The following is a 13,111-nucleotide window of genomic DNA, read 5'->3' on the forward strand; positions in this document are numbered from 1 at the left end:
TTCGGCTCCGGCTGGGTCTGGCTCGTCAAGGGCGAGAACGGCCTCGAGGTCGTCTCCACCCCCAACCAGGACACCCCGCTGGCCGACGGCAAGACCCCGCTCCTGGGCAACGACGTCTGGGAGCACGCCTACTACCTGACCTACCAGAACAAGCGCCCCGCGTACCTCGAGGCCTTCTGGAACGTCGTCAACTGGGACAAGGTCGCCGAGCGCTTCGCCGCCTAGGAGACCTGGACGCCGCCGGGCCAGGACCCTCCCGGGTCGGGCCCGGCCCGTTCGGCGGCCGGCCCGTCCGGGTCGTGGCCGCCGACCGGCACCGGCCCGACGGCTCAGCGGTCGTCGGCGACATCGGATTCCGGGCCGGGGCCACCCCGGCCCGCCGCACTCCGCCCGTCGGGGCGCGCGGTCGACGCGGCCCTCAGCCCGAGCGGCTGAAGCGGCGCCCGGCCGTCGGCGACGACGCCTCGTCCGCGAAGGCCTTCACGGCCTCGACCGGCGTCTGCCCGGCGTCCGCCAGCGCGTCCTGCTCGGCGCGCTGCTTGTCCTTCTCCATCTGCGCCAGGCGCTCCGGCGTCATCGCCGAGAGGTCCTCGTTCTCCGACAGCCACTGGGTGGCCTCGGCGGCCTCGCGCTGGTCGATCACGACCTGCTTGCCCGACGCGTAGTAGCGGTCGATCTCCTTGAAGAGCTCGTCGACGAGGTCGGCGGTCTTGACCTTCTTCAGCGGCTCGCCCTTGGAGAAGATCATCCCGGCGTCCTTCGCCCCGGTGATGCCGAAGTCGGCGTGGCGGGCCTCGCCGATGCCGTTGACCGCGCAGCCCAGGACGGAGACCTCGATCGGGTCGTCGTACGCGGTCAGGCGCTGCTCGACCTCCTGCACGACGGAGTCCATGTCAAACTGCAGGCGGCCGCAGGTCGGGCAGGCGATCAGCACCGGGCCCTTCTCGCGCAGCTTGAGCGCCTTCAGGATCTCCCAGGCGACCTTGACCTCCTCCTCCGCGTGGAAGGTCGAGAGGCTGATCCGGACGGTGTCGCCGATGCCGTCGGCCAGCAGGGTGCCGAGGCCGACGGCGCTCTTCAGCGAGCCCGTCCACTTCGTGCCGGCCTCGGTCACGCCGAGGTGCATCGGGTAGTCGATCCGCTTGGACAGCAGGCGGTTGGACGCGATGGTGTTCGGCACCGACGTGGACTTCATCGAGACCTTGAAGTCGCCGAAGTCGAGCGACTCCATGAGCGCGACGGTCTCCTCCGCCGCCGCCACGAGCGCGCCGATCGGGTCGGTGAACTCGAGCTCGCGCAGGTGCTTGGGCAGCGAGCCGGAGTTGACGCCGACGCGGATCGGGACCTCGTACTCCTTGGCCGTCGCGACGACCTCGGCGACCTTCTCCGGGCCGCCGATGTTGCCGGGGTTCAGCCGGATGCAGTGCGCGCCGGCCTCGATCGCCTTGATCGCCAGCGTGTGATTGAAGTGGATGTCGGCGATGATCGGGATCGGCGACTGCTTGACGATCGTCCTCAGCGCCTCGACGTCCTCGTTGCGGGGCACCGCCACGCGCACGAGGTCGGCCCCCGCCTCGGCCACGCGATGGATCTGGGCCATCGTCTCGGGCAGGTTGGCCGTCTCGGTCTTCGTCATCGTCTGGACGGCGACGGGGGCCCCGCCGCCGATGAGGACGTCGCCGACGCGGATCTGGCGCTTGGAGGACACGAACCGATTGTACGCGGGACGGATGAACGGCCGGCGAACCACCCGTGGAGGCGTCCGGATCCGATCATCTACCCTCCCCTGCCGTGCCGAGCACCGACGTCTACGCGACCGCCCGGGGCCCCGTCGCCCGCCTCGCCAGCCCGATCGCCGCGCGGCTGCGCGCGCGCCGGCACGGCCTCCTGGCAGAGCTCACCGGCGTGCGGCCCGGCGACCGGGTCCTCGACGTCGGCTGCGGGACGCTCGGGCTGCGGGCGCAGCAGGTCGACCTCGACATCACCGGCACGGACCTCGTGGACCGGCCGACGTATCCCGGGCCGTTCGTCCGGGCGGACGCGACGGTCCACCTGCCGTTCGACGACGGTGCCTTCGACCTCGTGCACGCGAGCTCCGTGATCGAGCACATCCCGCCGCACCAGCGGGCGGCGTTCGCCCGCGAGCTGCTGCGCGTCGGCCGCGGCGTCTACGTCCAGACGCCCGCGTACTCGTTCCCGGTCGAGCCGCACGCGCTGCTGCCGATCGCCCACTGGCTGCCCGTCGCGCTCCGGCGTCCGTACTGGCGTCTCGGGGCGCAGGGCCACTGGGAGGACGTCCGGCTGCTGCGTCGCGGGGAGCTCGCGGGGCTGTTCCCGTCCGCCGCGGTGCACGCCGAGGCGCTCGGCCCGCTGACGAAGAGCTGGATGGCGGTCCGGCCCGTCCGCTGAGGACGGGCCGAACGGCGCCCCGCCGCCGGGGTCAGTCGCGGTCCTCGGCGCGCTCGGGGTGCTCGATCGCCTCGATCATCCCGGTGTCGAACTCGCTGCCCTCGTTGCGGGTGGCGACGTAGTTGGCGAGCCAGAAGATCAGGCCCAGCCCCATCAGGAGCAACGCCCGCGTGATCTGCTCGGTGTCGTTGGCCACGCGGTGGATCAGCAGCGCCATCGCCGCCACGGCGCCGATCGCCGGCATGAACGTCGGGGCGACGAAGTGCGAGTGGTCGACCGGATTGCGGCGGAGCACGAGCACGCTGATGTTCACGGTGATGAACACGAGCAGCAGGAGCGTCGTGGTCGTCGAGGCGAGGTCGGAGACGTCCCCGGTCGCCGTCAGGATGACCGCGAGGCCGGTGGTGAAGAGGATCGCCCGGAGCGGGGTCTGCCGCGTGCGGTGCACCTTGCCGAAGAACGCGGGGATGATCCGCTGACGCGACATGCCGTAGGTCAGGCGCGAGGCCATGATCATGTTGATCAGCGCGCCGTTGATCAGCGCGAGCACGCCGATCGCCGCGAAGATCTTCACGTGGACGTGCAGCGGGCCGGTCTGCACGATCTCGAGGAGCGGCGTCGTGTCCGTGTCGATCAGCGTCGTGTACGGCAGGACGGCCGGCGCGATGATGCCGATGATCACGTAGAGCGTGCCCGCGATCGCGAGGCCCCCGAAGAGCGCACGCGGGAAGTCCCGACCGGGATCCTTGGCCTCCTCGGCGACGTTGACCGAGTCCTCGAAGCCGATCAGCGCGTAGAAGGCGAGGGCCGTGCCCGCCAGTGCCGCGGGGACCAGGCTGACGTCGTGGCCGGCGGCCTTCGCGTCGGAGGTCGAGAACGCGTTGCCGATGTCGCCGACGCCGTCGAGCAGGGCGCCGAGACCGATCACGACGATGAGGATGAGGCCGCCGAACTCGATCAGCGTCAGGACGACGTTGATCTTCACCGACTCACTGATCCCGCGGAAGTTGACGGCCGCGACGATCAGCAGGAAGCCCAGCGCGATGAGGACGGTCTGCGCCTCGGTCAGGCTCCAGTCGAACAGCTTGGGCAGGTACGTCTCGGCGACGCCGCGGGAGAGCGTCGACGCCGACGCGATGCCCGAGCACATGACCGCGAACGCGACCATGAACGTGAAGAACGGCTTGCGGAACGCCTTGTTGACGTAGAGGGCGGCACCCGCGGCTTGCGGGAACTTGGTGACCAGCTCGGCGTACGCGGTGGCCGTCAGCACGGCGAGGACCAGCGCCAGCGCGAACGGCAGCCAGACGAGTCCGCCGACCTCCGCGCCGATCGTGCCGACCAGCGTGTAGATCCCGCCGCCGACGACGTCGCCGATGACGAACAGCAGCAGCATGTTGCGCGAGATCGCGCGCTTGAGCGGTGGGTCCGCGGCGGCAGCCGGCGGGGGTGCGGTGGTGGCCATCTTGGGGGAACGCTCCGGGGGGAGGTGCGCCGGGAGCCTCGGTCCGAGGCACCGCACGCATCGGTGTGCGACCCAAGCTCTCATACGCGCCCGATGCGCGCCAGTGCGCCAGGTACCTCCCGGCGCGCCGCGCTTCATCCCGCCGGACAACGGCGTACGACGCACGCCGGGGAAGCTCCGCGGCCGCGGCTCCGGTCGCCGGAGGCCGCTCCCGCCCTGCGTGCGGCCCCCGGGTGGCGGCGCACCCGTCCTGGGCGCGCCGCCGGTCCCTCAGCCGTAGAGCGCGTCGATCTCGCCGGCGTACTTCTCGCCGATCGGCTTGCGCTTGAGCTTCATCGTCGGCGTCAGCTCGTCGCCGCCGGGAATCCAGTCGCCGCGGACGACCGAGAACCGCTTGACCTCCTCGACCCGCGACAGCGTCGCGTTGGCCGCGTCGACGCCGCGCTGCACCTCGGCCAGCACATCGGGGTGCACGGCCAGCGCACCGAGGTCGGTGTCCTCGATGCCCTGCTGGGCCGCCCACGCCGGGGCCAGGTCGGCGTCGAGCACGATCAGCGCGGTGTTGAACGGGCGCGCGTCGCCGATGACGCAGACCTGGCCGATCAGCGGGTGCGCGCTCTTGACCGCCGCCTCGATGTTGGCCGGCGACATGTTCTTGCCGCCTGCGCTGATGATCAGCTCCTTCTTGCGGTCGACGATCCAGAGGTAGCCGTCGTCGTCGAGGCGCCCGACGTCGCCGGTGCGGTACCAGCCGTCGTCCTCCAGGACCTCGGACGTCCTCTCCGGCAGGTTGCGGTAGCCGCGCATCACCGGGTCGCCGCGCAGGAGGACCTCGCCGTCCTCCTCCAGCCGCAGCTCCATCCCGGGCACCACGGGGCCGACGCTGCCGATCTTGATCCGCTCCGGCGGGTTCAGGGTGCCGCAGGCGCAGGTCTCGGACATCCCCCAGATCTCGGCGACCGGGATGCCGAGGGCGTGGAAGAACTCGATGACCGGCGCGGGCGTCGGCGCGGCGCCGACGTTGACGGACTCCGCCGCGTCGAGCCCCAGGCGGGCCCGCAGCGGCGCGAAGATCCGCTCGTCCGCGGTCGCCACCGCCGCCTCCAGCTCGTCCGGGACCGGCTCGCCGGCCTGCTGTAGCCGCACACGCTGCGTGGCGGCCGCGATCGCGCCCTGGACGGCGGTGCGCTGCTCCTCCGGCTGCGCGCCGACCTGCGCCTCGAGGCCGGCCTTGAGCTTCTCCCAGATCCGCGGGACCGCGAAGAACCACGTCGGCCGGACGGCCGCCAGGTACGCGGCGATCTGCTTCGGGTCGGGGCAGACCGTGATCTCCAGGCCGAACATCAGCGGCGCGTAGAGATGCGCCCCGCGCTCGGCGATGTGCGCCGCCGGGAGCCACGAGATCACGCGGCCGCCTCCGTGCAGGTGCGCGACCTCGCCGATCCCGCGCATCGCCGCGATCTCGCTGCGGTGCGTCAGCTCGACGCCCTTCGGCGGCCCCGTCGTGCCCGAGGTGTAGATCAGGGTCAGGAGGTCGTCGGGGCGGGCGAGCGCGGCCTCCGCGACCGCGTCGAAGTCCTCCGGCGCCCGGGCCTCGGCGTCGGCCAGGGCCAGGACGTCGTCGGCCTCCCCCGCGTCGTCGACCACGACGACGTGCCGCAGGCCGGGGAGCGACGGCCGCGCGGCCAGGACCCGCGGCAGGTACGTCGCCTCGGTGACGATCACGCCGACGGCGGCGTCGGAGGCGGTGTAGGCGATCTGCTCCGGCGACGAGGTCTGGTAGATCGAGACCGGGACGGCGCCGGCCGTCAGCGCGGCCAGGTCGCAGACGAGGAACTCCGGCCGGTTGCTCATCAGCAGGCCGACGGTGTCACCCCGCTGCACGCCGAGGCCGCGCAGGCCGCCGGCGAGCCGCGCGATCCGCTCGCCGGCCTCCCGCCACGTCCACGAGACCTCGTCGTCCTTCGTCCGCACCAGCACCTGGTCGGGGTGCTCGCGCAGCCCCTGTCGGAAGACCTCCTGAATCGTCCCGACCGCGGTCGCGGCGTCCGTCGTCCCCATCGTCACTCCCTCGTAGGCGTCGCCCATTCCTACCATCGGGAGCATCCGAAAGCCAGACCGGTTGGCCAGCCAGCCAGGACCCCGGGACCCGGTCCGGGCACCCGGGCCCGGCCGTCGGCACGGCCGTGCCGACGGCTACGGCGCCTGGACCTGTCTGGCCGCCGTGCCGTCGGCGAACCGGCCGACGTCGTTGTAGAGCCCGAGGCCGAAGAGCATGATCACCAACACGAACCCGACGAGGCTCGCCCGTTCCAGCCACGCGAACGGGATCGGCTTGCGGCGGATCTTCTCCGCGATCGCCCAGAAGATGTGGCCGCCGTCCAGCGGCAGGAACGGCGCGAGGTTGATGATCGCCAGCGACAGGCTGACGACGCCCAGGAGGATCAGCGCGCGGGGCGTGCTGAACTCGATCGTCCGCCGGGTGGCGTCGTAGGCGCCGGCGACCGAGCCGATCTCGCGCCGGGCCTCGGCGGAGTAGAAGAGCCGCGTAATCGCCTTGGCGGTCTCCGACGTGACGAACCAGATGTAGTTCGGCGTCTCCTTCGCCGCGGTGCCGACGCTGGCGGGCAGGAAGTCGAGTCCGCCGTAGGTGATGCCCAGGAGCTGGCGCTGCTGCTTCTCGCCGGTGTCCGGGTTCTCGACGGTCGTGCGGCGGGGCGCGATCGACACCGTCCGCTGGACGCCGTCGCGCTCGTACGTGACCCGGGCCGGGGTGCTCGCGGTGCAGCCGACCTTCGTGTCCTTGCGCGCGCAGCCGTGCGACGAGATCTGGGTGGTCAGCGCGAGGCGGCGCTCCGTCGCGTTCTTGTACGTCAGCGAGCCGTTGAAGCCGGCGACGTCGTCGATGCGGACGATCTTGTCGCCGGGCTCCAAGACGCCGGCCGCGGCGCCGTTCTTGGCGACCGAGTTGACGACCGGCGCGTTCGGCGTCGGCACCCCGGCGATCGCGTAGACCCCGAAGATCAGCACGAACGCGATGACGACGTTGACGAACGGCCCCGCGGCGATGACCACGATCCGCTTCCACGTCGGCTGGCGGTAGTACGCGCGGTGAGCGACCTCCTCCGGGAGCTCCTCCCGCGGGTCCATGCCGCTGATCTTCACGAAGCCGCCGGCGGGGATCCAGCCGATGCCGTACTCGGTCTCGCCGCGGGTCACGCTCCAGAGCGGCTTGCCGAAGAAGAGGTAGAACTTCTCGACCCGCATCCCGACGGCCTTGGCGGCGGCGAAGTGGCCGAACTCGTGCAGGATGATGAGCACGGCGAAGCCGACGAACGCGAGGACCCATGACACGCGGGACAGGGTCCCACAGCGGCCTTCGCGACGCGTAAGGGCCCGGGCGCCACGTCGTCGGCGCGGTCGACGTCCGGATGGGTGCCGCCCGCCGCCGGGCTCGGCCGCCGGTGGCGCGCGGGCGACCCTCAGGCCCGCGCGGCGACGAGCTCCGCCGCGGCGTCGCGCGACGAGCGGTCGTCGGCGTAGAGCATCTCGAAGGAGTGGACGCCGCGGGGCGCCACCTCGTCGAGCGTGGCCTCGACGATCTCGGCGATCTCGAGGAAGCCGATCGCCCCGCGCAGGAAGGCGTGGACGGCGATCTCGTTGGCGGCGTTCAGGATGCACGGCGCGGTGCCGCCCTCGCGACCCGCCTCGCGGGCGAGGTGCAGGCAGCGGAACGTCTCCTCGTCGGCCCGCTCGAACGTCAGCTGCCCGACCTCCGCGAGGTCCAGCGGGCGCATCGGGATCGGCCGCCGCTCGGGGTGGTGCAGCGCGAAGGCGATCGGCGCCTTCATGTCCGGGTGGCCGAGGTGCGCGAGCGCGGCGCCGTCGCAGAGCGTGACGTACGAGTGGATGATCGACTGCGGGTGGACGACGACGTCGATCCGATCGTATGGCGTGCCGAACAGGTGGTGCGCCTCGATCACCTCGAGGCCCTTGTTCATCAGGGTCGCCGAGTCGATCGTGATCTTCCCGCCCATCGCCCAGGTGGGGTGGTTCAGCGCCTGCTCGACGCCGACGTCGCCCAGCTCCGCGCGGGTCTTCCCGCGGAACGGGCCGCCGGATGCGGTGAGGACGAGGCGGTCGATCGTGCCGGGCTCGCGGGCGCCGCTGCGGGACTCGGCCTCCACGAGCTGCCAGAGCGCGGAGTGCTCGCTGTCGACGGGCAGGATCCGGGCGCCGGTGGCCTCGGCGAGCTGCATCACGAGCTCGCCGCCGACGACGAGCGACTCCTTGTTGGCGAGCGCCAGGTCGATCCCCTCCCCGAGCGTCGCGACGGTCGGGCCGAGCCCGGCGGCGCCGACGAGGGCGTTGAGGACGAGGTCGGCGCCGGACTCCAGCACCAGGCGGACGAGGCCCTCCGGTCCCTGCAGCACCTGGCCGTCGAACTCGGTGCTCGCGCGGGCGGCGGCCTCCTCGTCGCCCAGGGCGATCAGGCCGACGCCGTGCTCGCGCGCCTGCGCCACCAGCGGCTCCCACTGCCGGCCGGCGGCCAGGCCGACGATCTCGAACGTCCCCTCCGGCGCGGCGCGCACGACGTCGAGCGCCTGCGTCCCGATCGAGCCGGTGGATCCGAGGATGAGGAGGCGGCGCGGCATGACGCGGACACCCTGCCAGATGGAGCCCGCGCGGCGCGGCGTCCGTCCGCCGCTCCGGCCCGAGTTGTCCCCGACAGGGCGGGAGAACTCGGGCCGCCCCCGACTCGTGGCCCCGGCGTTCCTCCGGCCCGAGTTGTCCCCGACAGGGCGGGAGAACTCGGGCCGCGGCCGTCTCGGTCAGGTCATGCCCATGGCCAGCCACACGTAGTAGCCGGCCACGATGCCGAACATCGCGGCGTCGAGGCGGTCGAGCACGCCGCCGTGGACCCCGAACAGCCCGCCGGCGTCCTTCGTGCCGGCGTCGCGCTTGAGGAAGCTCTCGAAGAGGTCGCCCAGCGGCGCGACGACGGCGACGGCGAGGCCGATCAGCAGGGCGTCGGTCCCGCTCAGCCAGTCCTGGTAGAGCCCGGCGAACCAGACGGCCGCGACGGCGACGATGACCCCGATCAGGAGGCCCTCGATGGTCTTGTTCGGCGACACGCGCGGCCAGAGCTTGCGGTTGCCGAACATGCGGCCGCCGAGGTACGCGCCGGTGTCGCCGAGGAAGACGCCGATCAGGACGTCGACGACGATCCCGGCACCGTGCTGGCTGTCGCGCAGCAGGACGGCGTGGCCGAGGGCCAGGCCGATCCAGACGATCCCCAGCAGCGTCACCGCGACCCCGGGCATGCTGCCCTTCGGGTGCGACAGCGCGACGGAGAGGAAGACGATCGGCACCGAGGCCACCAGCGCGGTGAGCATCGCCTCGCGGTCGCCCAGCGCGGCGGCCACGATCACGGCCAGGACGCCGACGCCGCCGGCGAACAGCGACGGGCGGGTCTTCGCGAACATCCGGGTGAGCTCCCAGACGCCCACGAGGCCGAACGCGGCGATGCCGGCGACGAAGACGGGGCCGCCGGCGGCGACCAGCAGGATGGCGACGATCGCGGCCGGGACGGCCACGAGCACGCGCGCACCGAGGTCGCTGCCGCCGCCGCGGTCCGACGGGGAGCGGACGCTCTCGATGGCGTCCTCGAAGCGCTCGAGCGCCTCGATCTCGTGCTCGACGTCGTCGCGGGCCGGGCGGGCGGACTGCGACGCCCGCTCCTCGACCTCGGCGACGCGGCGCCGTGAGCGCCGGTCGCGGTCCTCGAGGCGGACGTCGTAGGTGCCCGACTCGTCCGGCAGGGGCTCGCCGGCGCGCGGACGGCGGCGCGGCGGGAGCGGGTCGATCGGCTCGTAGGTGTCGCTGATCGTGCCGCGGGTGCGGCCGCCGTCGCGGGTCCGCTCGTCGCGGGACCCGGTGCGGGTGCGCTCCGACGGCTCGAAGTCGCCGAAGTCCAGCTCGAACCGGGCCTCGCGCTGCCGGCCGCGCGGCGCGGCGCGACGCGGACGGGGGCGCTCGCGGTCGGCGTCGAGGTCGTCGCGGTCGTCCGGGCGGCGCGGCGCCGGCATCAGACGGCCCGCCCGCCGAAGCGGCGGTCGCGGGTGCCGTAGGCGTCCAGGCAGCGCTCGAAGGCCGCGCGGTCGAAGTCCGGCCAGAGCTCGGGCGCGAAGACGATCTCGCTGTAGGCGCACTGCCACAGCAGGTAGTTGCTGACCCGCTGCTCGCCGGAGGTCCGGATCAGCAGGTCGGGGTCGCGCAGGTCCGGCCCGTAGAGGAGGGAGCGGAACGCGTCCTCTCCCCCGCCGTCGTAGCGGGCGGCGGCGTCGAGGATCTCGGCGCGGCCGCCGTAGTTGAACGCCACGACGAGGGTGATGTTCTCGCCGCCGGCGGTCTGCTGCTCCGCCCAGTCCATCTTCTCGACGAGCTTCGGGTCGACGCCCTCGCGCCGGCCGATGAAGCGCATACGGGCGCCCTCCTCGATCAGCTCAGGCGTCTCGCGGTCGATGCGGTCGGCGAACATCGCCATCAGCGCTTGGACCTCGGCGGCGGGGCGGCTCCAGTTCTCGGTGGAGAACGAGAAGACGGTGAGCTCCTCGACCCCGAGCTCGGCGGCGTCGCGCAGCCGGGCGCGGACGACGTCGGCACCGGCGCGGTGGCCCTCGGCCACCGACACGCCGCGCTTCTGGGCCCAGCGGCCGTTGCCGTCGGTGATGATCGCCACGGCCCGTGGACGCTCGGGAGCGTCCACCGGGACCACGGCGGCCGACGGATCGGCCATGGGGGCGCGGTCGGTCATTCAGACCTCGAGGATGTCCGCTTCCTTGACCTTGAGCTGTGCGTCGAGCGTCGCGATCGCCGCGTCGGTCACCTTCTGCAGCTCGGCCTCGGCGCGGTGCTCGTCGTCGGCGCCGACGTCGCCGTCGGTCTTGTAGGTGCGCAGGTCGCTCAGGAGGTCGCGGCGGACGTTGCGGACGCGGATGCGCCCCTCCTCGCCGATCTTGCGGGCGACCTTGACCATCTCCTTGCGGCGCTCCTCCGTCATCTCGGGGATGCCGAGGCGGATCGTCTTGCCGTCGTTGGACGGCGTGACGCCGAGGTCGCCGTCGGAGATCGCCTTCTCGATCTGCTTGATCGAGGACGGGTCGTACGGCTGGACCGTCAGCAGACGGGCCTCCGGCGCGCCGATCTGGGCCAGCTGGCGCAGGGCGGTCGGGACGCCGTGGTAGTCGACCACGACGCGGTCCAGCAGGTTCGGGCTGGCGCGGCCCGTGCGGACGGTCGCGAGCTCCCCGCTCGTCTGCTCGACGGCCTTGGTCATGCGCTCAGCGGCGTCGGCGAGCAGCTCGTCGATGATCGAGTCGTCGGGCATCAGGGGACCTCTTCGGTGGTGACTGACGGGTGGGCGACTGCGGGCCGGCGCGGGGCCGGGCTCACGCCGGGGTGTGGACCAGCGTGCCGATGCGCTCGCCCGAGACTATCCGGACGATGTTGCGCTCGTCGTCCATGTTGAACACGTGGATCGGCAGGCGGTTCTCCATGCACAGCGTCAACGCGGTGGAGTCCATCACCCGCAGGCGGCGCTCGATGGCCTCCATGTGGGTGATCTCCGTGATGAGCTCCGCGGAGGGGTCCGTGCGGGGGTCCGCGGTGAAGACCCCCTCGACGCCGTTCTTGGCCATCAGGATGGCCTCGCAGTGGACCTCGGCCGCGCGCAGCGATGCGGCGGTGTCGGTCGTGAAGAACGGGTTGCCGGTGCCGGCCGCGAAGATCACGACGCGGCGCTTCTCGAGATGCCGCTCGGCGCGGCGGCGGATGTAGGGCTCCGCGACCTCGGTGATGTCCAGCGCGCTCTGCACCCGCGTGACGACCCCGAGCTTCTCGAGGGCGTCCTGCAGCGGCAGGGCGTTCAGGACGGTGGCGAGCATCCCCATGTAGTCGGCCGTCGCCCGGTCCATCCCCGCGGCGGCGCCCGCCATGCCGCGGTAGATGTTCCCGGCGCCGACGACGATCGCGACCTCGACGCCCAGGTCGTGGACGTCCTTGATCGACGCCGCGACGGCAGCCAGGCGCTCCGGATCGGTGCCGTAGTCCCGCTCGCCCATCAGGGACTCGCCGGACAGCTTGATCAGGACGCGCTTGAACGCCGTCGTCGGTGCAGCCATGGAGATGACGGTACCCCCGGGGTCGGAGGTCCTACGCCCCGACCTGGAAGCGGGCGAAGCGGGCGACGGTCGCGTCGTCGGACAGCGCCTTGCGGAGCTGGTCGATCGTCTTGCCGTCGTGCTTGTCCGGGTTGATGTGCTCCTGCGGCAGGAGCGCGATCTCCTTGAACCACTTGTTGAGCTTGCCCTGGGCGATCTTGTCGCGGATCTGCTCGGGCTTGCCCTCGGCCTCGGCCTGCTGCGCGTAGACGCGCAGCTCGGCGTCCTTCTCGTCCTGCGACACGTCGTCGGAGGAGACGTACTTCGTGGCGGGGGTGGCGGCCACGTGGAGCGCCACCTCCTTCGCGAACGTCGTGGCCTCGTCGGCGGTGGGGGCGGTGGCGGAATTCGCGTCCCAGCCGACCTGCACGACGACGCCGACCTTGCCGGTCGCGTGGATGTAGGACGCCAGGGCGCCCTCGCCGTCGACCACGAAGCGGTCGGCGCGGCTGATCACGACGTTCTCGCCGGTGGTGGCGGAGAGGTCGGCGCGGGCGGCCTCGATCGTCTGACCGGGGGCGATCTCCTCGTCCAGCAGGACCGCGACGTCGACCGGGCCGGGGTTGCCGGCCTGGGAGACGTGCTCCGCGATCCGCCGGGCGAAGGCGATGAAGTCGTCGTTGCGGGCGACGAAGTCGGTGTTGCAGTCGACCTCGACGAGGACGCCGCGCTTGCCGTCGGCCGAGATGAACGACTGGACGGTGCCCTCGGTCGTCTCGCGGTCGGCCAGCTTGCCGACCTTGTTGCCGAGCTTGACGCGCAGCAGCTCGACGGCCTTCTCGATGTCGCCGTCGGCCTCCTGCAGCGTCTTCTTGCAGTCCATCATGCCGGCGCCGGTGCGCTGGCGGAGGGCCTTGACGTCGGCCGCGGTGATCGTGGTGCTCATACGGTCTCCCTGCTCACTCGGCGGCGGGCGCCGGCGCGTCGGTGGTCGGGGCGGCCTCCGCGGGTGCGGCGGCGTCGCTGTCGTCAACACCGTGATCTCGCTGTTCTACTACCTCCGCCTCCTCACCCC

The 13,111-nt window shown here is 72.2% G+C and carries 12 protein-coding genes; 2 read left to right on the forward strand and 10 right to left on the reverse strand.

What is annotated here, in order from left to right:
• Positions 1 to 225: Fe-Mn family superoxide dismutase (locus AB0L40_RS22135; RefSeq protein WP_364359777.1), on the forward strand; the 225-nt coding region annotated here is incomplete at its 5' end.
• Positions 226 to 418: 193 nt separating this feature from the next.
• On the opposite strand, the gene ispG is transcribed toward AB0L40_RS22135, so the two are convergent.
• On the reverse strand, positions 419 to 1,708 hold the full coding sequence (ispG, locus tag AB0L40_RS22140; RefSeq protein WP_364359780.1) for a flavodoxin-dependent (E)-4-hydroxy-3-methylbut-2-enyl-diphosphate synthase: 1,290 nt from the start codon (positions 1,706 to 1,708) through the stop codon (positions 419 to 421).
• Positions 1,709 to 1,791: 83 nt separating this feature from the next.
• Between ispG and AB0L40_RS22145 the strand changes: the two genes are divergently transcribed.
• Complete coding sequence (locus AB0L40_RS22145) at positions 1,792 to 2,409, forward strand: methyltransferase domain-containing protein (protein ID WP_364359783.1); 618 nt, start codon at positions 1,792 to 1,794, stop codon at positions 2,407 to 2,409.
• A gap of 31 nt (positions 2,410 to 2,440) precedes the next feature.
• Here the strand turns inward: AB0L40_RS22145 and AB0L40_RS22150 are convergent, their stop codons facing one another.
• The 9 genes from AB0L40_RS22150 to tsf all read right to left on the reverse strand — a co-directional run bounded on the left by AB0L40_RS22150 (position 2,441) and on the right by tsf (position 12,982).
• On the reverse strand, positions 2,441 to 3,874 hold the full coding sequence (locus AB0L40_RS22150; RefSeq protein ID WP_364359785.1) for an APC family permease: 1,434 nt from the start codon (positions 3,872 to 3,874) through the stop codon (positions 2,441 to 2,443).
• Between the two features lie 270 nt (positions 3,875 to 4,144).
• Positions 4,145 to 5,971, reverse strand: coding sequence for an AMP-dependent synthetase/ligase (locus AB0L40_RS22155; RefSeq protein WP_364359788.1), 1,827 nt, complete (start codon positions 5,969 to 5,971; stop codon positions 4,145 to 4,147).
• A gap of 99 nt (positions 5,972 to 6,070) precedes the next feature.
• Positions 6,071 to 7,228 carry a site-2 protease family protein gene (locus AB0L40_RS22160; protein WP_364359791.1) on the reverse strand — a complete coding sequence of 386 codons (1,158 nt, stop codon included), beginning with the start codon at positions 7,226 to 7,228 and terminating at the stop codon, positions 6,071 to 6,073.
• A gap of 128 nt (positions 7,229 to 7,356) precedes the next feature.
• Positions 7,357 to 8,529: a 1-deoxy-D-xylulose-5-phosphate reductoisomerase gene (dxr, locus tag AB0L40_RS22165; RefSeq protein WP_364359794.1), complete on the reverse strand. Its 1,173-nt coding sequence runs from the start codon at positions 8,527 to 8,529 to the stop codon at positions 7,357 to 7,359.
• 177 nt (positions 8,530 to 8,706) lie between these two features.
• Positions 8,707 to 9,963, reverse strand: coding sequence for a phosphatidate cytidylyltransferase (locus tag AB0L40_RS22170; RefSeq protein ID WP_364359797.1), 1,257 nt, complete (start codon positions 9,961 to 9,963; stop codon positions 8,707 to 8,709).
• Positions 9,963 to 10,673 (reverse strand): polyprenyl diphosphate synthase, encoded by a 711-nt coding sequence (uppS, locus tag AB0L40_RS22175; protein ID WP_364359800.1) that lies wholly within the window; start codon positions 10,671 to 10,673, stop codon positions 9,963 to 9,965. Before uppS ends, AB0L40_RS22170 begins: the two co-directional genes overlap by 1 nt.
• Before the next feature lie 18 nt (positions 10,674 to 10,691).
• On the reverse strand, positions 10,692 to 11,249 hold the full coding sequence (gene frr / locus AB0L40_RS22180; protein WP_364359809.1) for a ribosome recycling factor: 558 nt from the start codon (positions 11,247 to 11,249) through the stop codon (positions 10,692 to 10,694).
• Positions 11,250 to 11,325: 76 nt separating this feature from the next.
• Positions 11,326 to 12,057 carry a UMP kinase gene (gene pyrH / locus AB0L40_RS22185; protein WP_364359803.1) on the reverse strand — a complete coding sequence of 244 codons (732 nt, stop codon included), beginning with the start codon at positions 12,055 to 12,057 and terminating at the stop codon, positions 11,326 to 11,328.
• 31 nt (positions 12,058 to 12,088) lie between these two features.
• On the reverse strand, positions 12,089 to 12,982 hold the full coding sequence (gene tsf / locus AB0L40_RS22190) for a translation elongation factor Ts (RefSeq protein WP_364359806.1): 894 nt from the start codon (positions 12,980 to 12,982) through the stop codon (positions 12,089 to 12,091).
• Positions 12,983 to 13,111 lie beyond the last annotated feature (129 nt).

Origin of the sequence: Patulibacter sp. NPDC049589 (assembly GCF_040675535.1) — a bacterium.
GTDB lineage: Bacteria > Actinomycetota > Thermoleophilia > Solirubrobacterales > Solirubrobacteraceae > Patulibacter.